The organism is Methylopila turkensis (assembly GCF_027922325.1).
GTDB classification, from domain to species: domain Bacteria; phylum Pseudomonadota; class Alphaproteobacteria; order Rhizobiales; family Methylopilaceae; genus Methylopila; species Methylopila turkensis.
In genome coordinates, this window is record NZ_BSFL01000003.1 from 710,352 (window position 1) to 734,898 (window position 24,547).

A 24,547-nucleotide genomic window follows, 5' to 3' on the forward strand; every position below is an offset into this window, starting at 1 on the left:
CAGGGAACGTTTCGCATGGATCTCGGAATTTCAGGCCGTACCGCCATCGTCTGCGCCTCGAGCAAGGGGCTAGGCCGCGCCTGCGCGGAGGCGCTCGCGGCCGAAGGCTGCCGCGTGATCATCAACGGTCGCGACGCCGAGCGGCTGGAGCGGACGGCGGCGGAGATTCGCGAGGCGACCGGGGCCGAAGTGGTTTCGGTCGTCGGCGACGTGGCGACGCCGGAGGGTCAGGCCGCCCTGCTCGCGGCCGCGCCGAACCCGGACATCCTCGTCAACAACAACGCCGGCCCGCCCCGGAAGGATTTCCGCGAGATCGACCGCGACGCGATGCTGAAGGGCGTGGTCGCCAACATGGTGACGCCGATCGAGCTGATCCAGCAGGTGATCGACGGCATGGCGGAGCGCGGCTTCGGCCGCATCGTCAACATCACCTCGGCCTCGGTGAAGGCGCCGATCGTCGGGCTCGACCTGTCGAGCGGGGCGCGCGCCGGCCTTACGGCCTTCCTCGCGGGCGTCGCGCGCACCGTCGCGCACCGCAACGTCACCATCAACGCGATCCTGCCGGGCATGTTCGACACCGACCGGCTGCGCGGCGGCTTCCCGGCGGAGGCGAAGCTGCGCGGTATCACGCCCGAGGACGTCGCCGAGGAGCGGCGGCGGGGCAATCCGTCGAAGCGCTTCGGCTCGCCGGCGGAGTTCGGCCAGGCCTGCGCGTTCCTGTGCTCGGCGCAGGCCGGCTACATCACCGGCCAGAACCTGCTGATCGACGGCGGCGGCTTCCCCGCCGCGTTCTGAGGCGTCGAGCCCTTAGAAGAAGCGGCGGGGCAGGCCTCCCCCGAGACCGGCCCCGCCATCACGCGCCCCCCGCCGTGAGCTCAGTACTTGGTGACGAGCGCCGGAGCCGCGTCGCCGCCGAACTTGTAGCGGACGGCCGCCGAGACGATGTGCACGTCCGACTCCGACTTGGCGTTGAAGCCGTCGGAGACGCCCGGAATGACCGCCGGAATGCCGGCCGGGTACTCCTCGTTGATCTTCGACTTGCCCGGCACCAACACGTAGGAGTAGCCGAGGTCGAAGCCCAGGCGGTCGCTGTAGGCGTAGCTCGCGCCCGCGGACAGCCACCAGCGATCGTCGTCCGGCAGCCGGACGGTGCGGTTCTTGTTGTCGATCGGCGACCACTCGTAGGCGACGCCGGCGCGCAGCGTCAGCTCGTCGTTGTAGGCGTATTCGCCGCCGACCGAGGCGAAGTAGCCGTCGTTGTAGTTGAACGGCAGCTCCGTCACCTGGGCGCCGCCGCTGCGGGTCTTGACGTCGAAGCTCTTGAACTTGCTCCAGTTCGTCCACTCGAAGCCGGCGAGGAAGGTGAACTGGTCGGTGACGCGCTGGCGCAGGCCGATGGTGGCGCTGTCCGGCAGGCCGACATCGGCCTTGATCTTCTGGGTGGCGACGCCGCCGCCGGCGGCCGGCGGAATCTCCGCCCGCAGCTTGCCCTTCAGATTGTGGCTGATGCGGGAGCGATAGCCGACGCCGATCTCCGTGCCTTCGATCGGCTTCAGGATCGCGCCGGCGGTGAAGCCGAAGCCGATGTCGTCGCCCGACAGCTTGGTCGAGGCCGCGCCCGGCAGGAACGGCAGCGCCGCGCCCGGCAGGCCGCCGGGGATCGGCGTCGCCTGCCTCAGCTTGATGTCGAAATACTGCACCTGGACGCCGGCGCCGACCGACAGCCAGTCGTTGACGATGTAGCCGACCGTCGGCGTGGCGTTGACCGACAGCACCTTGGAGGAGCGGGCGAGGAACTGGCCGGCCCAGTTGTTGCGCGGGTCGGTGACGAGGCCGAACGGCGTGTTGACCGAGAGGCCGACCGCGATCCTGTCGGTCAGGCGGTAGGCGTTGTAGCCCGCGGCGAGCAGCGCGCCCTGGCCGATGTTTCCGCCGTTTCCGGTCTCGCCGAGCCCGTCGGTGAAGCGGCCGATGGTGTCCTTGGTGGCCTGGCTCACCTCGATGTCCGACGTCGGGAACACGCCGCTGACGTGCTGCTCGCCCTGGAAATGGACGACCTGGTTCACCACCGCCGGGTTCCAGAACATGCCGGAGATCGAATCGCCGCCGCCGGCCGCCATGCCGGCGAAGGACATGCCCTGCCCGACGGTGCTCTGTTCGCGGAGCGCGAAGGCGCCGGCGAAGGCGGGACCGGCCGCGCACGCGAACGCGACGGCCGCCGTCGCCGCAAGCAGAACGGAACGGCGTCTGGCGATGGTCGACTGGGACATGCTTTTTTCCACCCGGATGACAGCCGGCCCTACGGAAGAACCGGTCGTTGCCCGCCGCCTGTCGTCGGCGGCGCTGGGACGGAGCCTGCTTGCTCGGTGATCGACGTACAACCATACCTTCGCGTTTTCGCCGCCCCTTCGACGCGGTTTCGCCGCAAGCGTGTCGGCGGCGTCACACGGTCCGCGCGGCAGGGGTCGCCAAACCGCGCCCCGCCGCGCTACCCGTGCTGTCCGACCCGGCGGAGCGGCGCCGAAACCTGAGGAGTGACGACATGAGGCTCGTGCGATTCGGACCCGCGGGCGCGGAGCGGCCCGGCCTGCTGGACGGCGACGGCGCGGTCCGCGACCTCGGCGGCGTGGTCGACGACATCTCCGGCGCGACGCTGACCGCGGCCGGGCTCACGCGGCTCAGGGCGATCGATCCTGAGAGCCTGCCGCTCGCGCCTAAGGACGCGCGCATCGGCGCCTGCGTCGGGCGCGTCGGGCACTTCGTGGCGGTCGGGCTCAATTTCGAGGATCACGCCCGCGAGGCGGGCCTCGAGATCCCGTCGGAGCCGATCCTGTTCAGCAAGGCGCCGAACTGCATCGTCGGCCCGAACGACGACATCATCCTTCCGAAGCACCACAAGAAGGTGGACTGGGAGGTCGAGATCGCCTTCGTCATCGGCGACCGCGCCGAGCACGTGGCGCCGGCGGAGGCGCTCGCCCACGTCGCCGGCGTCTGCATCTGCAACGACGTCTCCGAACGGCATTTCCAGATCGAGCGCGGCGGCCAGTGGATGAAGGGCAAGGGCAGCCCGACCTTCGGCCCGCTCGGCCCCTGGCTGGTGACGCTGGACGAGATTCCGGACGTGAACGATCTCGGCATGTGGCTCGACGTGAACGGTGAGCGCCGCCAGACCGGCTCGACCGCGACGATGATCTTCAACATCGCCCACCTCGTCTCCTACATCAGCTCCTTCATGGTGCTCGACCCCGGCGACGTGGTGACGACCGGCACCCCGCCCGGCGTCGGAATGGGCATGAAGCCGCCGCGGTACCTGAAGGCCGGCGACGTGGTGACGCTCGGAATCGACCGCCTCGGCGAACAGCGCCAGACGGTCGTCGCCTACCCGGGATAAGCCCCGCAACCGTCGTCCAACCGTCATGCAGGCTCTCTAGGGTCGCGCGCATTTTCTGCGACTTGCCGCGACCCGGCGCGAGCCGGCCGCCACACGGGGATTTCAGGACATGACGGACACTGTCGTTGCAGCCGGCGCGACGCGCGCGGACCGACTGGACATGAGCGGCGCGGACACGCTTCGGGTCGACGGGGTCTTCGCGGTCTCCGCGAACGCGCAGACGGTGCGTTTCAATGGCCCAACCAACGGCGCCCAGATCACCAACACCGGGCTGATCGAGAATCTCGACGGCGGTCGTGCGATCCGCTTCGAGAGCTCGGTCGGCGACGCGCTGACGGCCGCCATCGTGAACGAAGGCGTCATCCGCTCCGGCGACGACGCCATCCAGATCCAGGACGGTTCCGTCGCAGCCGGCCTGCTGAGAGTGACGAACGCAGCTGGGGCGCAGATCGTCTCGGACGAAGGCCAGGCGCTGGACTTCGCTTCCGTCGAAGGCTCCTTCGTGGCGCGGGTCGTCAACGCCGGCCGCCTCGCCGCCGAGGCGCATGACGGCGTCCGCTTCGGCGCGCGCGGAGAACTGACCAATTCCGGCGTGATCGACGGCGGAGCGGCGGAGGCCCATGAAGACGGCGCGGACGGCGTCCAGTTCGAGGACGACGCCGCCGGCTCGGTGCGCAATTCCGGCTCCATCTCCGGCGACCGTCACGGCGTGAACGCCGGCGAAGGCAGCGTCGTCGCCGTCGTCAACGAGGCCGGCGGGACCCTCGCCGGGCGCAACGGCTCCGGCGTCGGTTCGGACGGAACCGCGTCCGTGATCAACTACGGCGTCATCACCGGCTCGTTCAGCGATCTGCCGGGCACCGACATCCATGGCTCCACCCCGGGAGAAGACGACGGCGGCGGTTCCGACGGGATCAACGACGGCGACGGGGACGGCGTCGACATCGATCTGCAGGCGACGATCCGCAACTACGGGGTGATCGAAGGTCTAGGGGCGGGCGGAACGGGCTCCGACGGCCTGCCGAACACTGCGGAAGGCATCGCGGCCGGCGGCGGCTCGATCACCAACTACGCCGGCGCGCGAATCTACGGCGCCGGGCTCGGCATCCTTGTCGACGACAGCTCGCAAGGCGACGCTCCGTTCCAGACCCAGATCGTGAACGCTGGACGGATCGAAGGCGGCGCCGGGCCGGCGATCAAGCTCGTCAGCGCACAGGGTGACCGCATCGTCAATTCCGGCGAGATCATCGGCGGCGACGGCGTCGCGATCGAATTCGGCTCCGGCGACGACCGCCTGGCCTTGCGGGACGGCTCGACGATCGAAGGGCTCACGCTTGGCGGCGACGGCTTTGACACGCTTGATTTCTCGCGGATGACGCTGTCCGTTCACGCGCATCTCGGCCGCGGCTCGGCGGACCTCACCGATGGCGTTCAGGGCTTCGAGCGCGTCATCGGGGGCCGGGGCGCCGACCAACTGGGCGGAAGCGCGGCCGCCGACACGCTGCTCGGCGAAGCCGGCGCCGACCGCATCAGCGCGGGCGACGGCGCCGACGTGCTGAGCGGAGGAGCCGGCAACGATCGTCTGATCGGCGGGCTCGGCAAGGACAAAATCTTCGGCGGCGACGGCGGCGACAAGATCTCGTACTCGTCGGTGGCCGAGAGCACCAACCGCGCGCGCGACGTGATCATGGACTTCTCCTCGCGTCAGGGCGACCGCATCGACCTGAGCGCGATCGACGCCAACACGATCGAGTCCGATAATCAGCAGTTCGACTGGGTGGGCGACGCCGCCTTCTCCAACGTCGCCGGTCAACTGAGGTTCGAGACGCGCGGCGACCTTTTCCTTGTCGAAGGCGACGTGAACGGCGACGGGACGGCCGACTTCTCGCTCGGTTTCAAGAATGTCGCGGCCCTGACCGCCGACGATTTTCTGCTCTGACACTCGAGCATCCGGCCGGCTCCCTCTGCCGGCCGGATGCTTGGCCGAGCCTACTCCGCGGCCGCGGCGTAAGTCTCCGGCGGCGGGCAGGAGCACATCAGGTTGCGGTCGCCATAGGCGTTGTCGACGCGGTTCACCGGCGGCCAGTACTTGTCCATGCCGCGCGAGCCTGCCGGGAAGCAGGCGGCCTCACGCCCATAGGGGCGCTCCCACGGGCCGATCAGGTCCTGCACCGTGTGCGGCGCGTTCTTGAGCGGGTTGTTCGCCCGGTCGCTCCGGCCGTCCTCGATCGCGCGGATCTCCTCGCGGATGCCGAGCATGGCGTCACAGAAGCGGTCGATCTCGGCCTTGGTCTCGGATTCGGTCGGCTCGATCATCAGCGTGCCGGCGACCGGCCAGCTCATGGTCGGCGGATGGAAGCCGCAGTCGATCAGCCGCTTGGCGACGTCGTCCACGGTCACGCCGGCGCTCTTCTGGAACGGGCGGACGTCGACGATGCACTCATGCGCCACCCGGCCGCCGGTCCCCGAATAGAGGATCGGATAGGCCCCGCCGAGACGGGCCGCGATGTAGTTGGCGTTGAGGATCGCGACGCGGGTCGCCTCGGTCAGGCCGCGGCCGCCCATCATCAGGCAGTAGCTCCAGGAGATCGGCAGGATCGACGCCGAGCCGAAGGCGGCCGCCGACACCGCGCCCTCCTCGCCCGCCTCCGGCCGCCCCGGCAGGAACGGGATCAGATGCGCCTTGACGCCGATCGGCCCCATGCCGGGGCCGCCGCCGCCGTGCGGGATGCAGAAGGTCTTGTGCAGGTTGAGATGGCTGACGTCGGCGCCGACGTCGCCCGGCCGGGCGAGGCCGACAAGCGCGTTCATGTTGGCGCCGTCGAGATAGACTTGGCCGCCATGGCGGTGGACGATGTCGCAGATCTCGCGGACCCGCGCCTCGAACACGCCGTGGGTCGAGGGATAGGTGATCATGCAGGCTGCGAGCTGATCGGCGTAAGTCTCCGCCTTGTTGCGGAAATCCTCCACGTCGATGTCGCCGTTCGCCTGCGCGCCGACCACGATCACGGTCATGCCGCACATTTGCGCGGAGGCCGGGTTGGTGCCGTGCGCGGAGGACGGGATCAGGCAGACGTCGCGCCGGCCGTCGCCGCGCGACAGGTGGTAGCGCCGGATTGCGAGCAGCCCGGCGTATTCGCCCTGCGCGCCGGAGTTCGGCTGCATCGAGATGGCGTCGTAGCCGGTGATCTCGCAGAGCTTCCGCGACAGGTCGCCGATCAGCTCGGCGTAGCCCTGCGCCTGGTCGGCCGGCGCGTGCGGGTGCATGTCGGCGAACTCCGGCCACGAGATCGGCAGCATCTCGGCGGTGGCGTTCAGCTTCATGGTGCAGGAGCCGAGCGGGATCATCGCCCGGTCGAGCGCGAGGTCGCGGTCGGCGAGGCGGCGCATGTAGCGCGTCATCTCGCTCTCGGCCCGGTTCATGTGGAAGATCGGATGGGTCAGGAACGCCGAGCGGCGGAGCAGCGCCTCCGGCAGCCGGCTTTCAGGCCAGGAGTCCAGATCCACCTTGCGGTCGATCCCGAACGCCCGCCACGCCGCCTCGATGACGTGCTCGCGCGTGCGCTCGTCGACGCTCATGCCGATGCGGTCGGAGCCGACCTTGCGCAGGTTCACGCCGTTCTCGACCGCGCGGGTCAGGATCAGCTCCTGGAAGGCGCCGACCTTCACGGTGATCGTGTCGAAGAACGTCTTCGGTTCGACCTCGAAGCCCGCCGCCTCCAGCCCCTCCGCGAGCCGGACGGCGTCGCGATGGACGCGGGCCGCGATGCCGGTCAGCCCCTCCGGCCCGTGGAACACGGCGTACATGGAGGCGATCACCGCGAGCAGCACCTGGCTGGTGCAGATGTTCGATGTCGCCTTCTCGCGGCGGATGTGCTGCTCGCGGGTCTGGAGCGCGAGGCGGTAGGCCGGACGGCCCTTCGCATCCACCGACACGCCGACGATGCGGCCCGGCAGCAGGCGCTTGTGGGCGTCGCGCGTCGCCATGTAGGCGGCGTGCGGGCCGCCGAAGCCCATCGGCACCCCGTAGCGCTGCATGGAGCCGATCGCGATGTCGGCGCCCATCTCGCCGGGCGGCGTGAGCAGGGTCAGCGCCAGCGGATCGGCCGCGACGACGGCGATCGCGTCGGCGGCCTTGAGCGCGGCCATGGGGCCGGAAAGATCGTGGATCGCGCCGTCGACGCCCGGATATTGGAACAGCGCTCCGAACACGGCCTCCGGGTCGAGATCGGCGAAAGGATCGCCGACGACCACCGTCCAGCCAAGCGGCTCGGCGCGGGTCTTCAGCACCGCGATGGTCTGCGGCAGGCAGTCCCGGTCGACGAAGAACGCCGTGCGCTCGCCGCCCGCGATGCGCTTCGCCATGGCCATCGCCTCGGCCGCGGCGGTCGCCTCGTCGAGCAGGGAGGCGTTGGCGACGTCGAGCCCGGTGAGATCGCAGACCAGCGTCTGGAAGTTCAGCAGCGCCTCGAGCCGGCCCTGGCTGATCTCGGGTTGGTAGGGCGAATAGGCGGTGTACCAGGCCGGATTCTCGAAGATGTTCCGCTGGATCGCCGGCGGCATCGTCGTGCCGTAGTAGCCCTGCCCGATCATCGAGGCGAGCGGGCGGTTGCGGTTCGCGACCTCGCGCATGCGCTCGATGACGCGGCGCTCGCTGAAGGGCTTGCCGAAGTCGAGCGGCGCGGCCGCGCGAATGTCGGCCGGAAGCGTCTCGTCCATCAGGGCGTCGAGGGAGCGTGCGCCGACCGTCTCGAGCATCTCCGCGATCTCGGCCGGGGTGGGGCCGATGTGCCGGCGGTTGGCGAAGTCGTACGGGTCGTAGCGCCGTTCGGCGTTCTGGGGGGCGTCGGACATGGGCGTCACTTCGCGAGCGCGGCGTAGGCCGCCTCGTCCATCAGGGACTCAAAAGCGGCCGGGTCGGCGAGCCGGAGGCGGTAGAGCCAGCCCGCCCCTTCCGGATCGGCGCTGATGACGGTCGGGTCGGCGACCACGGCGTCGTTGACCTCGGTCACCTCGCCGTCGACCGGGGCGTAGACGTCGGAGGCCGCCTTCACGGACTCCACGACCGCCGCGGCCTCCGCCTTCTTCAGCGCGGCGCCGACCTTGGGCAGCTCGACGAACACGAGGTCGCCAAGTTGCTCGGCGGCGAAGCTCGTAATGCCCACGGTCGCGACGTCGCCGTCGAGGGCGAGCCATTCGTGGTCTTCGGTGAAACGCTTCATGGGACGCATCCTTGTCGACAGAGGGGCTCAGCCGCGCTTGAAGCGGGCGGGGACGAAGGGCAGCGGAACGATGATGACGGGGACGCGCTGGCCGCGGACCTCCGCGAACAGACGGGCGCCGGGGGGGGCGCGGTCGGGCGGCGCGTAGGCCATCGCGACGGGCGCGCCGACGCTCGGGCCGAAGCCGCCGGAGGTGACGACGCCGATCGGCTCGCCGCCGGCCTCGTCGGCGAACAGCGCGGCGCCGGTCCGCACCGGCTGCCGACCTTCCGGACGGAGGCCGACGCGCAGGCGCGCCGGCCCCTGCCCGATCGCGCGCAGCACCTGCTCCGCGCCGGGAAAACCGCCTTCTCGCGCCCCGCCCGCGCGCCGCACCGGCGGGATCGACCAGACCAGCCCGGCCTCGGCCGGATCGACGTCCGGGCCGATGTCGGCCCCGTGCAGGCAGAGCCCCGCCTCCAGCCGCAGGCTGTCGCGCGCGCCAAGCCCGACGGGCCGCACCGCCTCGTCGGCGAGCAGCGCTTCCGCGATCTCCTCGGCCCGGTCCTCCGGCGTCGAGATCTCGAAGCCGTCCTCGCCCGTGTAGCCCGACCGGGACACGAGGCAGCGCGCACCGAGCAGGTCGAGCTCGGCCACATCCATGAAGCGCATCGCGGCGACCCCGGGCGCGAGGCGCCCAAGCGCGGCTTCCGCCGCCGGCCCCTGCAGCGCGAGCAGCGCCCGCGGCGGCGCTTCGATCTCGACCGTGTCCGGCAGCGTCGCCCGCAGGCGCGCCGCGTCGGCGGCTCTGTTGGCGGCGTTGACCACGAGCACGAACCGGTCGTCGAAGCGGGCGACCATCAGGTCGTCCAGGATGCCGCCGTCATCCGCGGTGAGCAGTCCGTAGCGCTGGCGTCCGATCTTCAGCCCAAGCGCGTCGGTCGGAATGGCGGCTTCGAGCGCCCGCGCCACGTCGTCGATCGTGGAGCCGGGGCGCGGCGACAGCGCGATCTGGCCCATGTGGGACACGTCGAACAGACCCGCGGCGGCGCGCGCGTGCAGATGCTCCTTCAGCACGCCGGCGGGGTACTGAAGCGGCATCTCGTAGCCGGCGAACGGCGTCATCCGCGCGCCGAGGCGCTGGTGCAGCGCGTGCAGCGGCGTGCGCCGCAAAGCGCCGTCGGGCTCGGAGGATGAGACAGGGAGGTCGGCCGCAGCCGATGTTCCGCCAATAGCGGGCGATGCGCTCATAAGCTGGCTCCGCGACAGGGTTACGCCCGGCGTCGCCCTGAGGCTGACGCCGACCGGCCCCCATCTGTCGCGGTTACCTGAGAGTTTCCCCCGCGCCTTCCTTACGGAAGGTCCGGGGTTTCTCCTTCGGTGGACGCCTCAAGGGCGCCTCTCTCCAGATCGTCCAACGATGCGGTAATGTGCCTGAGAGTTTCCGGGGGCGGTTGCTCCGTCGGCGCCATGGCTGACCTCGATCGATCGGCCTGGGCTCTCCCGCAGTCGTCGTAATGGACTAAAGTAGCGTGTCACGCTCCGCCGCGGCGCGCAAGAGGGCGCCGGAGGGAACGTTCAGGCCATCACGGCGGCCTTCATGATGCACACCATGGTCGCGCGCAGCGGCTCCGGGCCGGCGTTGCGGATCACGTGCGGACGATCGCAGCGGTAGCGCAGCGTCTCGCCCGCGCGCACGCGCTCCACATGGCCGGCGACCTCGATCTCGGCCTCCCCCGACAGCACCGACAGGCATTCGATGGAGCCGCGCTGGTGGGCGTCGGATTCGAGCGCTCCGCTGGGCTCCGCGGTCAGGTCGTACCACTGCAGCCACTCCACGGTCTTGATCCAGCCGATGATCGAGAGCCGGACCTTGCCGTCCTCGGAGACCAGCGCCGGGGTGTCGGCGCGCGACAGCTTCTCGATGAACGGCGCGTCCTCGCCCGCGGCGAGCACCCGCTCGATCGAGACGTCGAGCGCCTGGCTCAGCCGCCAGATGGTGGCGAGCGTGGGGTTGGTCTCGTTGCGCTCGATCTGGCTGATGATCGACTTGGCGACCCCGGACTGCTCCGCCAGCTCGGACAGCGACAGATTGTAGGCCTTGCGCAGCCGCTGGATGGTCTTGCCGAGCTGGCCGGAGACGATCAGCGCGCCGTTTTCGATCTCTGCGCGAACCCGGGGGGCCATGCGTGCACATCCGTTTGACTCGCCGAACGATCGTTCGGCCTGACAAACGAGATGTATGCTGCGACGCAGCGGGGCGCAATCCGAGCCGTCAGGCGCGTTCGTCGGGCGACCACCACGCGTGGAAATGGTGGACCGGACCGTGGCCGCTCCCGACGTGGAGCCGGTCGGCCGCGTTTACCGCGGCGGTCAGGTAGGTCTTGGCGGCCGCCATCGCGTCCCTGAGCGGGAGCCCCTTTGCGAGGCCCGCCGCGATCGCGGACGACAGGGTGCAGCCGGTGCCGTGCGTGTTGCGGGTGGCGTGGCGGGGCGCGGCGAAGCGGGTCACTTCGCCGTCCTCGTCGACGAGGATGTCGACGCTCTCCGCGCCCTCGCCGTGGCCGCCCTTCACCAGCACGGCGCGGGCGCCGTGGGCCTTCAGCGCCCTCGCCTGCTCCGCCATGTCGCGCTCGTCGCGCGCCACGGGCCCGTCGAGCAGCACCGCCGCCTCCGGCAGGTTGGGCGTCAGCAGGGTCGCGAGCGGCGCGAGCCGCGACCTGAGCGTGGCGACCGCGTCGGCCGCGAGCAGCCGCGCCCCGGACGCCGCCACCATGACGGGATCGACCACCACCTGCGGCGCGCCGTGGCGGACGAGCGCGCCCGCGACCGCCTCGATCGAGACGCTTGTGGAGACCATCCCGATCTTGACCGCGCGCACGTCGAGATCGTCCATCACGGCGTCGATCTGGGCGGTGATCATCTCCGGTGGGACGTCATGGATCGCGGTCACGCCGCGGGTGTTCTGGGCGGTGAGCGCGACCAGCGCCGACGCGCCGTAGACGCCGAGCGCCGAGAAAGTCTTGAGGTCGGCCTGTACGCCCGCGCCTCCGGACGAATCGGAGCCGGCGATGGTCAGCGCGATCGGCGTCGTCATGCTTCATGTCCTCGGAAGCTGTCAGGGCCCACGGGCGGAATCCGGACCGTGTCCGCCCCGGTCGCGAAACTCGGCCCGTCGTCCAGAGCGCCGCCCGGACCGTCGAGCTGGAACGCCCACAGCGCGAACACGACGTGGAGCCCGATCAGGACGAGATAGGCCGCGAACACCGCGACGCCGCCGCCGAGCGCGAGCGGGCGCGTCGCGCGGTTCGGCCCGGCCGCGCCCCACCACGCCCACACGCCGAGCGCGACCACGAACAGCAGGCCCGCGAGCCGATACCAGGCGGCGAGCGCCGCGCCCGCCAGCAGAAGCAGTCCGGAGGCGGCGTACCACACCTTGTCGCCCAACGGCCGCAGCAGCGACTGGACCACCCGTCCGCCGTCGAGCGGCGGGATCGGCGCGAGGTTGAACCCGTTCACGATCGCGAGGAAGCCGGCGAGCGAGGCCCAGAACGGATCGCCCGTCAGGGCGTAGGGCGCGAGAACGACGGCGCTCGCGGCGAGGCCGAACACCGGCCCCATCAGGAAGATCTCGGCGGCCTCCGCCTCGGAGCGGAACATGCGCGAGCCGATCGCGACGCCGCCGAAGAACGGCACGAGATAGAACCGCGCGGTCTCATGCCCGTGGCGCCGCATGGACCAGACGTGACCGTACTCATGCGCGACCAGGGTGAACAGCAGGCCGACTCCGACCCAGAAGCCCATCAGCCAGCCGAAGGAGGCGAGCGTGGCGGCGACGAGCGCGACCTGCCAGAGCGCGCCGGCGGCGCGCGGCCGGGCGCCGCGCGATGCGCCGCCCTCCTGTTCGAGCCGCCGGCGCATCAGCCGCCAGCCGAACCACAGCATCCAGGGATAGCTCATGCGGGTGGCGAGATTGCCGCCCGGCGCGCGCTCCACCCGGAGCTCGGAACGGACCCGCGTGCGGTCCGCGTCGAGCGCGCTCAGCCAGATCTCCTGCAGGATGCGGTCGCCGAACGGCGCGCCGTGGGCGGGCCGGATGCGGACCTCGGACATCAGATAGGCGCCCGGTTCGGCCTTCAGGACGCGGCTCCGCAGCTCGGCCCCGTTGGAATAGGCCAGGAGCATGTCCTGATCCGTCTCCGACACCCAGACGCAGGACTGCAGCATCGGCACCCAGTCCGCCTGCCCCGGCCGGACGTCGTGCAGCCGCCACACGCTGTCCAGCGGCGCGTCGAAGGTGGTCGAGCCGACGTAGCGCTGCCGCTTGCGGTTCACCAGCAGCACGTAGAGCGCGATCACCGCCGCGAGCGCCGCGAACACCAGCTCCGTCGCCCCCATTTGCGCGCGCCCCTTCGCTCGAAACGCCCTCCCGGCCCCATCGCTCATAGCGGAGCGGGCCTGCGCCATAAAGGGCTCAGGCGGCCGGCGGCGGCGGGCTCGCCTTGCGCACGCGGGCGCGCTTCACGCCGAGACGGCGCTCGCGCAGCACCACCGCGACGCTCGACGCCACCACGACGGCGCCGCCCGCAAGCGTCCACAGCGTCGGCAGGTCCCCGAAGGCGAGGAAGCCGATCGCGAGCGCCCACAGGATGGTGCTGTACTCGAACGGCGCGATCAGCGAGGCGTCGGCGTGCTGGTAGCTCTGCGTCAGGCAGATCTGCGCGACGCCGCCGACGAGGCCTGTGCCGAGCAGCAGCAGCGCGGTCTCAAGGTCCGGCCACACCCAGCCCTGCAGCGGGGCCGCCGCGAGCCCGATCAGCGCCGACCAGAGCGAGAAATAGAACACGATGGCGCCGGTGCCCTCGGTCTGCGTCAGCCGACGGATCTGGATCATCGCGGCCGCCGTCAGCACGGTGGCGGCGAGCGCGAAGGCCGCGCCCACGGCGGTCTCGTCCACGTCCGGCGAGCCGGTCAGCGCTCCGGCGAGAGCGCCCGAGGCGAGCTGCGGCCACAGCATCACCAGCACGCCGAGCAGGCCGACGCCGACCGCCGTCCAGCGGTGGATATGGATGGTCTCCCGCAACAGCACGGCCGCGAACACCACGGTGATCAGCGGCGAGGCGTAGCCGAGCGCGGTCGCGTCCGGCAGCGGAAGCCGCGCCAGCGCCGCGAACAGGCAGAACATGGAGCCGACGCCGATCACGCCGCGCAGGAGATGCCCGACCGGGCGCTCGGTCTTGAGCGCCTGCAGCGCCCCGCCGCGCCAGACCAGCCAGACGAGCAGCGGCGCGAGCGCGAAGAACGAACGCGCGAACACGACCTGGCTCGTCGGGACATCGGTCCCGATCGCCCGGATGAACGCCGCCATCACCGTGAAAAGGAATGCGGAGAGAAGCTTGAAACCGACGCCGAGGAGCATGCGCCACGCGATCTATGGAACAGGCGGCGCACGAAAGCTCACGCCGCGGGCGGTGTACCATCCGGGCTGCGGCGATCAAGCCGGTCCTGACGCATGGCGCTCATTCACCCCTGCTCGGGGGCGTCGCCCTTCGGCCGGAGCCACCGTGCGCCCATCCAGCAGATCAGCGCCCAGCAGGCGCCCAGACACCAGCCGGCCAGCACGTCGGTCGGGTAGTGCACGCCGAGGTAGATGCGGCTCAAGCCGATGACCAGCGTCAGGAACGCCGCGACGCCGAAGATGAAGCCTCGCACCAGGCGCCGGCTCTCCGTGCGGGCGAGCATCACGCCGAGCGTCAGATAGGTGACGGCCGACAGCATGGCGTGACCGCTGGGAAAGCTCGCGGAGGACACATGCACGAGGTGATCGACAAGCTCGGGTCGCGGCCGCGCGAAACCGATCTTGAGCGTGACGCTGAGCAGAGTGCCGCCGAAAATCGACGCCACGACGAGCCCCGCGGAGCCGCGGCGCCCGCTGATGACGAGATAGGTGAGCGTCGCGATGGTCACCAGCGTCAGCACCGTCCAGCCGCCGAGGCTGGTGATGTCGATCATCGCGGCTTCGAGCCACCACGGTCCGATCGGCCGCGACGGATCGCCCGGCTGGCGCAGCGCGAGCAGGATCGATTCGTCGAAGCCGCGGGTTTCGCCCTCCACCATCTCGTCGGCGATCTTCGCGAAAGCGAAGACCATGCCGGACGCCAGCAGAATGGCGATCAGCGTGTTGAATTCGGGCAGTCGCCACGCCGGCGTCCAGCGGGCGACCGAAAACAGCGGCTTGTCGTTCAGAACCACGGCGGCGTCATCCTGCGGGAACCGCGACGCCAGATAGCGCGCCGCCCCCGGCCGGACCAGAACGGCGGCGCGCTTGTTCGCAGGATTGTCAGACGGCGGCGGATCAGCCGCGGCCGTTCTCCGTCACCTCGAGCGGGGCCTCGCCGGTGCGCGGCTGGCCGGTCTCGACCACCTCGGCCTCGCCGCGGGTCGCGGCCTTGCCGTCGTGCGCGGCCTTCAGGACCTGAAGCGCCTCCAGCGGCTCCGGCTCCAGCCCCGCGCCGCCGGCGCCCACATGCTCGAAGATCTCCTTCTTCATGCGCGGGTCCCAGAAGTGCTGGATGTGGTCCACGATGCCGGGGATCCTCAGCCGCTCGGGCTGGCTCTTGAAAAACCAGCCGATCTGGTTCGCCATGTAGATCAGGCGGTCGAGCGTGGTCTTGTGCTCGCGGCCTTCGATCTCGGGGACGCCCGGACGGGCTTCGTGGGCGTGCGCCATGGAGTGCGTATCCTCAAACCTTGCGGAGGCCGGCGTTCTGCGACGCCTTGTCCGCGACGATGCGATGCGGGTGGGTGAAGACTTCGAAGCCGTCGCCGCGGGCGATCGCGGCCAGCGTGATCCCGGCCTCCTCGGCCATCCTCACGCCGAGCGCCGTCGGGGCGGAGACTGCGACCACGAGACCGGCGCCGATGACCGCCGATTTCTGGATCATCTCGACCGACACGCGGCTCGACAGCACGATGAAACCGGTCGCGACATCGCGGCCTGTGCGGGCGAGATGGCCCGCGAGCTTGTCGAGCGCGTTGTGGCGCCCGACGTCCTCGCGCACCGCCACGAGGCCGTCGGCCGGGCCCCAGAACGCCGCGCCGTGCACGGCGCGGGTGGCGAAGTTCAGGCTCTGCGCGCGCGACAGCGCCTCCAGCGCCTCATGGACCTCGGCCGCCGTGAAGACCGCGTCGGACGCGACCACCCGGGCGGGCTTCACCGCCTGCGCGAGGCTGTCCACGCCGCAGAGCCCGCAGCCCGTGGGCCCGGCCAAAGCGCGGCGGCGGGCGCCAAGGTCGCGCGCCGGGTTCTTGGCGAGCCACATCCGCGCCTCGAGGCCGATCCCCTGATCGACCACTTCGAGGCTCTCGATCTCGGCGAGCGATCCGACGATGCCTTCGGTCAGGCTGAAGCCGACCGCGAAATCTTCGATGTCGGCGGGCGAGGCCATCATCACCGCCTGCGTGCCGCCGTCATAGACCAGCGCCACCGGCGTCTCGGCCGGCACGGCCCGGTCCGCGGTTTCGACGAAAGCCCCCCCGCGCCAGACGGCGCGCGGAAGACGGAGAACGGTGGGCGGAAGGTCGGTCATCGGGGCTTCTTCACGCGTCTTCCCGGCCGAAGCGAAAGCGAACAGCCGGGATCATACGCAGGTAAGGGCGCCTCTTCCGGGAAACGATCCCGGATCGACGGCTTCCGCCGTCGTCCGGGATGACGTGTCTCCGCCGCGTCGCGGCGGCGGTTACTCCGCGGCCTGCGGCAGGATGCGGCGGCTGATCTCGGAGTGCTCCTCGTAGCCTTCCTGCCAGGCGCTCGGGCCGTTGGACGGCGCGACCTGCACCGCCGTCACCTTGTACTCCGGACAGTTGGTCGCCCAGTCCGAGAAGTCCGTGGTGATGACGTTCGCCTGCGTGTTCGGGTGGTGGAACGTGGTGTAGACCACGCCCGGCGCCACGCGATCGGTGATCAGCGCGCGGAGCGAGGTCTCGCCGGCGCGGCTGCGCAGCGTCACCCAGTCGCCGTCGCGCACGCCGCGGTCCTCGGCGTCGACCGGATGGATCTCGAGGCGATCCTCCTCGTGCCAGCGCGAGTTCTCGGTGCGGCGGGTCTGCGCGCCGACATTGTACTGGCTGAGGATGCGGCCGGTGGTGAGGAGCAGCGGGAACCGCGGCCCCACCTTCTCGTCGGTGCCGACATACTCCGTGATGACGAAGTTGCCCTTGCCACGCACGAAGCCGTCGATGTGCATGATCGGCGTGCCGTCCGGCGCGTCGTCGTTGCACGGCCACTGGATCGAGCCCTTGCGGTCGAGAGCGTCGAACGAGACGCCCGCGAAGCTCGGGGTGGAGCCGGCGATCTCGTCCATGATCTCGGACGGATGGCTGTAGTCCATCTCGTAGCCCATCGCCTTGGCGATCAGCAGCGTCACTTCCCAGTCGGCGTAGACCGCCTTCGGCGCCATCACCTTGCGCACGCGCTGGATGCGGCGCTCGGCGTTGGTGAAGGTGCCGTCCTTCTCGAGGAAGGACGAGCCCGGCAGGAAGATGTGGGCGTAGTTCGCGGTCTCGTTCAGGAACAGGTCCTGCACCACCACGCACTCCATCGCCGCGAGGCCGGAGGTGACGTGGTAGGTGTCCGGGTCGGACTGGGCGATGTCCTCGCCCTGCACGTAGAGGCCCTTGAACGTGCCATCGACGGCAGCGTCCAGCATGTTCGGGATGCGCAGGCCCGGCTCCGGATCGAGCGGCACGCCCCAGAGCTGCTCGAACATCTCGCGGACATTGTCCTCCGAGACGTGGCGATAGCCCGGGTACTCGTGCGGGAACGAGCCCATGTCGCACGAACCCTGCACGTTGTTCTGGCCGCGCAGCGGGTTCACGCCCACGCCGGGACGGCCGATGTTGCCGGTCGCCATGGCGAGGTTCGCGATCGCCATGACGGTCGTCGACCCCTGGCTGTGCTCGGTGACGCCGAGGCCGTAATAGATCGCCCCGTTTCCGCCGGTGGCGTAGAGCCGGGCCGCGCCGCGCACGAGATTCGCCGGCACGCCGGTGATCGCCTCGGTCGCCTCGGGCGAATGCCGCTCTTCGGACACGAAGCCCGCCCAATCCTGGAAGGTCTCCAGGTCGCCGCGCTCGCGGACGAAAGCCTCGTCGATGAGGCCTTCCGTCACGACGACGTGGGCCATGGCCGTGACGAGAGCCACGTTGGTGCCGGGCTTCAGCGGAAGATGGTAGTCCGCGCGGACGTGGGGGCTCTTGACCAGGTCGATGCGGCGCGGGTCCGCCACGATCAGCCGGGCGCCGGCCCGCAGCCGCTTCTTCATGCGGCTGCCGAACACCGGATGGCCGTCGGTCGGATTGGCGCCGATCACGAAGATGACGTCGCTGTCGTCGACCGAGTCGAAGTCCTGCGTGCCGGCGGAGGTGCCATAGGTCGTCTTCAGGCCGTAGCCGGTCGGCGAGTGGCAGACGCGGGCGCAGGTGTCGACGTTGTTGTTGCCGAAGCCGGCGCGCACCAGCTTCTGGACGAGGTAGGTCTCCTCGTTGGTGCAGCGCGAGGAGGTGATGCCGCCGATCGAGGAGCGGCCGTACTTGCCTTGGATGCGCTTGAACTCGGACGCCGTGTACTCGATCGCCTCCTCCCAGCTCACCTCCCTCCACGGGTCGGTGATCTTGGCGCGGATCATCGGCTTGAGGATGCGCTCCCGGTGCGTGGCGTAGCCGTAGGCGAAGCGGCCCTTGACGCAGGAATGGCCGTGGTTCGCCTTGCCGTCCTTCCACGGCACCATGCGGACGAGCTCGTCGCCGCGCATCTCGGCCTTGAAGGTGCAGCCGACGCCGCAATAGGCGCAGGTTGTGACCTTGGAGTGCTCGGGCGTGCCGATCTCGATGACCGACTTCTCCTGCAGCGTCGCGGTCGGGCAGGCCTGCACGCAGGCGCCGCAGGACACGCATTCCGACTGCAGGAACGGCTCGTTCATGCCGGCCGACACGCGGCTGTCGAAGCCGCGGCCGGAGATCGTCAGCGCGAAGGTGCCCTGCACCTCCTCGCAGGCGCGGACGCAGCGCGAGCAGACGATGCACTTCGACGGGTCGTAGGTGAAGTACGGGTTCGACTCGTCCTTCTTGGAGACGAGATGGTTCTCGCCCTCATAGCCGTAGCGCACCTCGCGCAGGCCCACGACGCCGGCCTGCTCCTGCAGCTCGCAGTCGCCGTTGGCCGAACAAGTGAGACAGTCGAGCGGATGATCGGAGATGTAGAGCTCCATCACGCCCTTGCGGAGCTGCTTCAGCCGCGGCGTCTGGGTCTTGACCACGATGCCGTCGGCGACGGGCGTGGTGCAGGAGGCCGGGGTGCCGTTGCGGCCCTCGATCTCGATCAGGCAGAGGCGGCAGGAGCCGAAGGCCTCGACGCTGTCGGTCGCGCAGAGCTTGGGGATCTGGTTCCCCATCTCCATCGCGGCGCGCATGATCGACGTGCCTTCGGGCACGGAGATCCGTTCGCCGTCGATGGTGAGCGTCACCATCTTTTCGGACTTGGAGAGCGGCGTGCCGTAGTCGGTCTCATGGACGAGGGACATCAGTTCCTCCTCACTCGGCAGCCAGCGGCATGGAACCGCGGCCGAAATCTTCAGGGAAATGGGTGAGCGCGCTCATGACGGGATAGGGCGTGAAGCCCCCGAGAGCGCAAAGCGAGCCAAGCTTCATCGTATGGGACAGGTCTTCGAGGATCGCGAGGTTCTTCTCGCGCTCGACGCCGGCGATGATCCTGTCCATGACCTCGACGCCGCGGGTGGAGCCGATGCGGCAGGGCGTGCACTTGCCGCAGCTCTCGACCGAGCAGAACTCCATCGCGAAACGGGCCTGCTTGGCCATGTCGACGGTGTCGTCGAAGATGACGACGCCGCCATGGCCGATCAGGCCGTCGCGCTTGGCGAAGGCCTCGTAGTCGAACGGCGTGTCGAACAGCGAGCGCGGGAAATAGGCCCCGAGCGGCCCGCCCACCTGCACCGCGCGCACGTCGCGGCCGGTGAAGGTGCCGCCGGCCACGTCCTCGACGAGCTCGCCCAGCGTCACGCCGAAGGCGATCTCGTAGAGCCCGCCGTACTTCACGTTGCCGGCGAGCTGGATCGGCATGGTGCCGCGGGAGCGCCCGAAGCCCACGTCCGCATAGGCCTTCGCGCCCTCGGACATGATGAACGGCACGGCCGCGAGCGACAGAACGTTGTTGATCACCGTCGGCTTGCCGAACAGGCCCTTGTGGGCCGGCAGCGGCGGCTTGGCGCGGACGAGGCCGCGGCGGCCCTCCAGGCTCTCGAGCAGCGAGGTCTCCTCGCCGCAGACATAAGCGCCGGCGCCGACTCGCACCTGCATGTCGAAGTCGTAGTCGGAGCCGGCGACGCGGGAGCCGAGATAGCCGGCCTTGCGGGCGGCTTCGATCGCCTTGTTCATGGCGGCGATGGCGTGCGGGTATTCCGAGCGGCAGTAGACGTAGCCCATGTCGGCGCCGACGGCGACGCCGGCGATCGTCATGCCCTCGATGAGCTGGAAGGGGTCGCCCTCCATGATCATGCGGTCGGCGAAGGTGCCCGAGTCGCCCTCGTCGGCGTTGCAGACGACGTATTTCTTGCCCGGCGCGCAGGCGGCGACGGTGCGCCACTTGATGCCGGTGGGGAAGCCCGCGCCGCCGCGGCCGCGCAGGCCCGAATTGAACACCTCCTCGACCGTGTCGGCCGGGCCGATCGCGATCGCGCGCTCAAGCCCCTTGTAGCCGCCATGGGCGAGGTAGTCGTCGAGCGAGACCGGGTCGGTCACGCCGACGCGCTTGAAGGTGAAGCGCTCCTGCTTGGCGAAGAACGGGATCTTCTCCACGTCGCCGAGGCGCAGGTCATGCCCCGCGCCGTCGAGCAGGCCGCCGTCCAGCAGCGCCTCGACGTCCTTGGGCTTCACCGGGCCGTAGCCGACGCGGCCGGCGGGGGTGACCACCTCCACCAGCGGCTCGAGCCACACCATGCCGCGGGAGCCGTTGCGGACCACCCGGCCCTCGACGCCGCGGCGCGCGAGGCCGTCCACGAACGCCTTCGCCACACGGTCGGCGCCGACGGCGACCGCCGCCGCGTCGCAGGGGACGTAGATGACGACGCTCACGAGCGCACCTCCGCCGCGATCTCGTCGATCGCCTCATCGTCGATCAGACCGACGAGACGTCCGTTGACCATCGCCGACGGCCCGCAGGCGCAGAGGCCGAGGCAATAGATCGGCTCCAGCGTGACCTGCCCGTCGGGGCGGGTTTCGCCATAGGCGCAATCGAGCGCCTTCGCGATCTTGTCGGTGGTGACGCGAGCGCCGGCGGCCTGGCAGGCCTCGGCGACGCACACCTTGACGATGTGCCTGCCCGCCGGCTCGTGCCGGAAATCGTGATAGAACGTGAAGGTGCCGTGGACCTCGGCCCGCGAGAGGTTCATGGCGTCCGCGATCAGCGGAACCGCGTCCTGCGGCACGTAGCCGAACGTCTCCTGCATCGCATGCAGGATCGGCATGGTCGCTCCTTCAAGCGGAAGATGCTCCGCAATGATTTCGCGTCCGCGCTCCGCGCTCCAGGCTTCGTGCCGTCCGCGCGATGACGGGGCAACGGTGATGCCGCTCATGGTTCGCGCTCCTCCAGATATAATTCTTGTTATTCCAAACTGTGGGCTCGCATCCCCCTGCAATCAATAGCGTTGTTCCGTTGCGCGATAGAACATGTCTATCGAAAAGGGTAACCGGCGGCCTCCACAGAGGCGTATCGTCACGCCTCGACGCCGCCTGAAAGCTTCACCGCGAGGGCCTTCGCGACGGCCACAAGCGCGGTGGTCGCGGGGGTCGTGGGATCGCGGTGCGGCACCACCAGGCCGACCGTGTGCACCACCTCCGGGTCCACGATCGGGATCGAGCGGATCCTGGGCGGAAGGCTCACCGAATCGCCGAAGCTCTGCGGCAGCACGCTCGACCAGGCGCCAGTGCGCACATGGCTCAGCAGCACCTCGGTCGAGTTCGACTCGAGGGTCGGCGACGGCGCGCCGCCCGCCTCCCGCAGCAGCGTCTCGACGATGCGGCGGTTCTGCATGTTCGGCGTCAGCAGGCAGAGCGGCAGCCGGCTGACCTCCCGCCACGTGACCTTGTCGCGATCGCCGAACGTGTCGTCGGCGGAGGTGACGAGCCGGTAGCCCTCGCGCCAGATCGGCACCACCGAGACCCGCCCGAGCGGCTCGTTGTCGAGATAGGTGACGCCGGCGTCGACCTCGAGATTGTCGAGCGCGGAGCCGATCTCCAGCGACGTGCTGCTGAGGATGGTGAAGCGCACGTCCGGATGCTGGGCGCGAAAGGGCGTCGTGAGCTGGGACACCATCGGCAGCGCGGTTGGAATCACCGCGATCCGCAGATGCCCGACCACGCCACGCTTCAGGGCGTCGATGTCCTGCCGCATGGCGCGGGCGTCGCCGACGATCCGGCGCGCCCATTCGAGGGCGCGCATGCCCTCCGGGGTGAAGCCGTGGAACCGCGCGCCGCGCTCGACCAGGCGCACGCCGAGCGCGTCCTCGAGCTGCTTCACGCCGGCCGAAAGCGTCGGCTGTGTCACGCCGCAGGCTTCCGCCGCGCGCCCGAAATGACGCTCCTGCGCCAAGGCCAGTAGAAAATCGAGCTTGTCCAGCATGGCGGATCCGGCGGCGGCCCTGTCTGCGTCGCCCGCCGCCAGCGCCGGGAAGCCAGCTCGGCGCGCGCGGAGGAATGATCGGGGGAACAGCTTACACGGAACGGCTAAAGGTCGTTTACGTGCGCTGCAATATCGGCTTATGGAATATCGTAACGGGCGAGAACAATTGAAAACCGCCCCGCCACCCGCCCGGGAGGGGCGCTGCTTCATGACTGCCGCACGTTCACACCTGCCCTGGATCGCTCTCGGGCTGATCGGCGCCTTCGCGCTCGCAACCGTCGCCCTGCACCGCGGCGAATCGATCGGCGCGCTCTGGATCGTCGTCGCGGCGGTCTGCACCTATCTGGTCGCCTACCGCTATTACAGCCTGTTCATCGCGGAAAAGGTCCTGCGGCTCGACCCGTCCTACGCCACGCCCGCCGTGCGGCTGAACGACGGGCTCGACTACGTTCCGACCAACAAGAACGTGCTGTTCGGCCACCACTTCGCCGCCATCGCCGGCGCGGGCCCCCTCGTCGGCCCCGTGCTCGCCGCGCAGATGGGCTACCTGCCGGGCACGCTCTGGATCCTCGTCGGCGTGGTGGTCGCGGGCGCGGTGCAGGACTTCATCATCCTGTTCCTGTCGACCCGCCGCGACGGCCGATCGCTCGGCGACATCATCCGCCAGGAGATGGGCGCGACCGCGGGCCTGATCGCGCAGATCGGCATCCTGCTGATCATGATCATCCTCCTCGCCGTGCTCGCGCTCGTTGTGGTGAAGGCGCTGGTCGGCAGCCCCTGGGGCATGTTCACCGTCGCCGCCACCATCCCGATCGCGCTGTTCATGGGCCTCTACAGCCGCTATCTGCGGCCGGGCCGCGTCGGCGAAATCTCGGTGATCGGCGTCGTCCTGCTGATGGCCTCCATCGTCTACGGCCAGCATGTGGCCGAGAGCCCGACGCTCGCCCCGCTCTTCACGCTGAAGGGCGAGACGATCGCGCTGCTCATCATCGGCTACGGCTTCGTCGCCTCGGTGATCCCGGTCTGGCTGCTGCTCGCCCCGCGCGACTATCTCTCGACCTTCCTGAAGATCGGCGCCGTCGTGGGCCTCGCCGTCGGCATCCTCGTGGTGATGCCCGAGGTGAGGATGCCCGCCGTCACCAAGTTCATCGACGGCACCGGCCCGGTCTTCGCCGGCTCGCTGTTCCCCTTCCTGTTCATCACCATCGCCTGCGGCGCGGTCTCCGGCTTCCATTCGCTGATCGCCTCCGGCACCACGCCGAAGCTGATCGAGAACGAGACCCAGGCCCGCTTCATCGGCTACGGCGCGATGCTCACCGAAAGCTTCGTCGCCATCATGGCGCTGATCGCGGCCTCGGTGCTCGATCCCGGCATCTACTTCGCCATGAACAGCCCGGCCGCGCTGATCGGCACGACGCCGGAATCCGCCGCCGCCGCCGTCTCGAGCTGGGGCTTCCTCATCACCCCGCAGGACCTGACGCTGCTCGCCAGCCAGGTCGGCGAGAACACCATCCTGTCCCGCGCCGGCGGCGCGCCGACGCTCGCCGTCGGCATGTCGCACATCCTGTCTCAGCTCATCGGCGGCGAGGCGCTGATGGCGTTCTGGTACCACTTCGCCATCCTGTTCGAGGCGCTGTTCATCCTGACCACGGTCGACGCGGGCACCCGCGTCTGCCGCTTCATGATCCAGGACCTGATCGGCAACGCCGTCCCGTCCTTCCGCGACACCAAGTCGTGGACGGCGAACGTGATCGCCACGGCGATCGCGGTGACCGCCTGGGGCTACTTCCTGTATCAGGGCGTCGTCGATCCGCTCGGCGGCATCAACACGCTGTGGCCGCTGTTCGGCATCTCGAACCAGATGCTGGCGGCGATCGCGCTGATGCTCTGCACCGTGGTGCTGTTCAAGCTGAAGCGCGAGCGCTACGCGTGGGTCACCATCGTCCCCACGGTCTGGCTGCTGATCTGCACGCTGACCGCGGGCTGGCAGAAGCTGTTCCACCCGTCCCCTTCCATCGGCTTCCTCTCGCACGCCCGCAAGTTCAGCGACGCGGCCGCGCGGGGCGAAGTGCTCGCGCCGGCGAAGTCCGTCGAGCAGATGGGCCGCATCGTGCTCAACGACTACGTCAACGCCGGGCTCACGATCGCGTTCATGGCGGTCGTGCTCGCCATGGTGTTCTTCGGGATCAAGTGGATCTTCGCGGCGCTGAAGGCCGACGGCGTCACCGCGAACGACGCCCACGTGCAACCCGCGGAGTGAGC

Annotated in this window: 19 protein-coding genes and 1 riboswitch; of the genes, 4 read left to right on the forward strand and 15 right to left on the reverse strand. The window is 69.8% G+C overall.

Translation table 11 applies throughout. The annotated features are described in order from the left end of the window. Positions 1 to 15 precede the first annotated feature (15 nt). Positions 16 to 795: an SDR family oxidoreductase gene (locus PKE78_RS14580; protein ID WP_271201628.1), complete on the forward strand. Its 780-nt coding sequence runs from the start codon at positions 16 to 18 to the stop codon at positions 793 to 795. A gap of 80 nt (positions 796 to 875) precedes the next feature. On the opposite strand, the gene PKE78_RS14585 is transcribed toward PKE78_RS14580, so the two are convergent. Beyond that, positions 876 to 2,270 (reverse strand): OmpP1/FadL family transporter, encoded by a 1,395-nt coding sequence (locus PKE78_RS14585; RefSeq protein ID WP_271201629.1) that lies wholly within the window; start codon positions 2,268 to 2,270, stop codon positions 876 to 878. Between the two features lie 272 nt (positions 2,271 to 2,542). Here PKE78_RS14585 and PKE78_RS14590 point away from each other — a divergent pair, with 272 nt between their 5' ends. Beyond that, on the forward strand, positions 2,543 to 3,391 hold the full coding sequence (locus tag PKE78_RS14590) for a fumarylacetoacetate hydrolase family protein (protein WP_271201630.1): 849 nt from the start codon (positions 2,543 to 2,545) through the stop codon (positions 3,389 to 3,391). 109 nt (positions 3,392 to 3,500) lie between these two features. Further along, positions 3,501 to 5,330 carry a M10 family metallopeptidase C-terminal domain-containing protein gene (locus tag PKE78_RS14595; protein ID WP_271201631.1) on the forward strand — a complete coding sequence of 610 codons (1,830 nt, stop codon included), beginning with the start codon at positions 3,501 to 3,503 and terminating at the stop codon, positions 5,328 to 5,330. A 50-nt stretch (positions 5,331 to 5,380) separates the two neighbouring features. Here the strand turns inward: PKE78_RS14595 and gcvP are convergent, their stop codons facing one another. The 14 genes from gcvP to PKE78_RS14665 form a co-directional block, all read right to left on the reverse strand. Then, the gene (gene gcvP, locus PKE78_RS14600) at positions 5,381 to 8,245 is read right to left on the reverse strand and encodes an aminomethyl-transferring glycine dehydrogenase (RefSeq protein ID WP_271201632.1); all 2,865 of its coding nucleotides are present in this window, start codon (positions 8,243 to 8,245) and stop codon (positions 5,381 to 5,383) included. Between the two features lie 5 nt (positions 8,246 to 8,250). Then, the gene (gene gcvH, locus PKE78_RS14605) at positions 8,251 to 8,613 is read right to left on the reverse strand and encodes a glycine cleavage system protein GcvH (protein WP_271201633.1); all 363 of its coding nucleotides are present in this window, start codon (positions 8,611 to 8,613) and stop codon (positions 8,251 to 8,253) included. A gap of 27 nt (positions 8,614 to 8,640) precedes the next feature. Continuing rightward, positions 8,641 to 9,843 (reverse strand): glycine cleavage system aminomethyltransferase GcvT, encoded by a 1,203-nt coding sequence (gcvT, locus tag PKE78_RS14610; RefSeq protein ID WP_271201634.1) that lies wholly within the window; start codon positions 9,841 to 9,843, stop codon positions 8,641 to 8,643. A gap of 54 nt (positions 9,844 to 9,897) precedes the next feature. Further along, positions 9,898 to 10,011, reverse strand: a riboswitch (glycine riboswitch). A gap of 159 nt (positions 10,012 to 10,170) precedes the next feature. Next, a complete protein-coding gene (locus PKE78_RS14615; RefSeq protein ID WP_271201635.1) occupies positions 10,171 to 10,779 on the reverse strand; it encodes a helix-turn-helix domain-containing protein in 609 nt (202 codons plus the stop codon). Between the two features lie 88 nt (positions 10,780 to 10,867). After that, a complete protein-coding gene (thiD, locus tag PKE78_RS14620; protein WP_271201636.1) occupies positions 10,868 to 11,689 on the reverse strand; it encodes a bifunctional hydroxymethylpyrimidine kinase/phosphomethylpyrimidine kinase in 822 nt (273 codons plus the stop codon). After that, complete coding sequence (locus PKE78_RS14625) at positions 11,686 to 12,990, reverse strand: metalloprotease (RefSeq protein WP_271201637.1); 1,305 nt, start codon at positions 12,988 to 12,990, stop codon at positions 11,686 to 11,688. Before PKE78_RS14625 ends, thiD begins: the two co-directional genes overlap by 4 nt. Positions 12,991 to 13,066: 76 nt before the next feature. Then, positions 13,067 to 14,011 (reverse strand): DMT family transporter, encoded by a 945-nt coding sequence (locus PKE78_RS14630; protein WP_271201638.1) that lies wholly within the window; start codon positions 14,009 to 14,011, stop codon positions 13,067 to 13,069. 104 nt (positions 14,012 to 14,115) lie between these two features. Further along, positions 14,116 to 14,844 carry a phosphatase PAP2 family protein gene (locus tag PKE78_RS14635; protein ID WP_271201639.1) on the reverse strand — a complete coding sequence of 243 codons (729 nt, stop codon included), beginning with the start codon at positions 14,842 to 14,844 and terminating at the stop codon, positions 14,116 to 14,118. Positions 14,845 to 14,947: 103 nt separating this feature from the next. Then, entirely contained in the window at positions 14,948 to 15,322 is a 375-nt protein-coding gene (locus tag PKE78_RS18505) for a formate dehydrogenase subunit delta (protein WP_309299108.1), read from the reverse strand. Positions 15,323 to 15,335: 13 nt separating this feature from the next. After that, positions 15,336 to 16,181, reverse strand: a complete 846-nt coding sequence (fdhD, locus tag PKE78_RS14645) for a formate dehydrogenase accessory sulfurtransferase FdhD (protein ID WP_271201640.1) — start codon at positions 16,179 to 16,181, stop codon at positions 15,336 to 15,338. 150 nt (positions 16,182 to 16,331) lie between these two features. After that, complete coding sequence (gene fdhF / locus PKE78_RS14650) at positions 16,332 to 19,172, reverse strand: formate dehydrogenase subunit alpha (protein ID WP_271201641.1); 2,841 nt, start codon at positions 19,170 to 19,172, stop codon at positions 16,332 to 16,334. Positions 19,173 to 19,182: 10 nt separating this feature from the next. Next, positions 19,183 to 20,739: a formate dehydrogenase beta subunit gene (locus PKE78_RS14655; protein ID WP_271201642.1), complete on the reverse strand. Its 1,557-nt coding sequence runs from the start codon at positions 20,737 to 20,739 to the stop codon at positions 19,183 to 19,185. Next, positions 20,736 to 21,239, reverse strand: coding sequence for a formate dehydrogenase subunit gamma (locus PKE78_RS14660; protein ID WP_271201643.1), 504 nt, complete (start codon positions 21,237 to 21,239; stop codon positions 20,736 to 20,738). Before PKE78_RS14660 ends, PKE78_RS14655 begins: the two co-directional genes overlap by 4 nt. Before the next feature lie 140 nt (positions 21,240 to 21,379). Beyond that, positions 21,380 to 22,285, reverse strand: a complete 906-nt coding sequence (locus PKE78_RS14665; RefSeq protein WP_271201644.1) for a LysR family transcriptional regulator — start codon at positions 22,283 to 22,285, stop codon at positions 21,380 to 21,382. Between the two features lie 208 nt (positions 22,286 to 22,493). Between PKE78_RS14665 and PKE78_RS14670 the strand changes: the two genes are divergently transcribed. Continuing rightward, positions 22,494 to 24,545, forward strand: coding sequence for a carbon starvation CstA family protein (locus tag PKE78_RS14670; RefSeq protein ID WP_271201645.1), 2,052 nt, complete (start codon positions 22,494 to 22,496; stop codon positions 24,543 to 24,545). Positions 24,546 to 24,547 lie beyond the last annotated feature (2 nt).

Excerpts from the sequence above, each read along its gene's own strand:
- PKE78_RS14625 (WP_271201637.1), bottom strand. The coding sequence starts at position 12,990 with ATGGGGGCGACGGAGCTGGTGTTCGCGGCGCTCGCGGCGGTGATCGCG.
- gcvH (WP_271201633.1), bottom strand. The coding sequence starts at position 8,613 with ATGAAGCGTTTCACCGAAGACCACGAATGGCTCGCCCTCGACGGCGAC.
- gcvP (WP_271201632.1), bottom strand. The coding sequence starts at position 8,245 with ATGTCCGACGCCCCCCAGAACGCCGAACGGCGCTACGACCCGTACGAC.
- PKE78_RS14595 (WP_271201631.1), top strand. The coding sequence starts at position 3,501 with ATGACGGACACTGTCGTTGCAGCCGGCGCGACGCGCGCGGACCGACTG.
- PKE78_RS14660 (WP_271201643.1), bottom strand. The coding sequence starts at position 21,239 with ATGAGCGGCATCACCGTTGCCCCGTCATCGCGCGGACGGCACGAAGCC.
- fdhD (WP_271201640.1), bottom strand. The coding sequence starts at position 16,181 with ATGACCGACCTTCCGCCCACCGTTCTCCGTCTTCCGCGCGCCGTCTGG.
- PKE78_RS14615 (WP_271201635.1), bottom strand. The coding sequence starts at position 10,779 with ATGGCCCCCCGGGTTCGCGCAGAGATCGAAAACGGCGCGCTGATCGTC.
- PKE78_RS18505 (WP_309299108.1), bottom strand. The coding sequence starts at position 15,322 with ATGGCGCACGCCCACGAAGCCCGTCCGGGCGTCCCCGAGATCGAAGGC.
- gcvT (WP_271201634.1), bottom strand. The coding sequence starts at position 9,843 with ATGAGCGCATCGCCCGCTATTGGCGGAACATCGGCTGCGGCCGACCTC.
- PKE78_RS14585 (WP_271201629.1), bottom strand. The coding sequence starts at position 2,270 with ATGTCCCAGTCGACCATCGCCAGACGCCGTTCCGTTCTGCTTGCGGCG.
- PKE78_RS14590 (WP_271201630.1), top strand. The coding sequence starts at position 2,543 with ATGAGGCTCGTGCGATTCGGACCCGCGGGCGCGGAGCGGCCCGGCCTG.
- PKE78_RS14580 (WP_271201628.1), top strand. The coding sequence starts at position 16 with ATGGATCTCGGAATTTCAGGCCGTACCGCCATCGTCTGCGCCTCGAGC.
- PKE78_RS14670 (WP_271201645.1), top strand. The coding sequence starts at position 22,494 with ATGACTGCCGCACGTTCACACCTGCCCTGGATCGCTCTCGGGCTGATC.
- fdhF (WP_271201641.1), bottom strand. The coding sequence starts at position 19,172 with ATGTCCCTCGTCCATGAGACCGACTACGGCACGCCGCTCTCCAAGTCC.
- thiD (WP_271201636.1), bottom strand. The coding sequence starts at position 11,689 with ATGACGACGCCGATCGCGCTGACCATCGCCGGCTCCGATTCGTCCGGA.
- PKE78_RS14630 (WP_271201638.1), bottom strand. The coding sequence starts at position 14,011 with ATGCTCCTCGGCGTCGGTTTCAAGCTTCTCTCCGCATTCCTTTTCACG.
- PKE78_RS14665 (WP_271201644.1), bottom strand. The coding sequence starts at position 22,285 with ATGCTGGACAAGCTCGATTTTCTACTGGCCTTGGCGCAGGAGCGTCAT.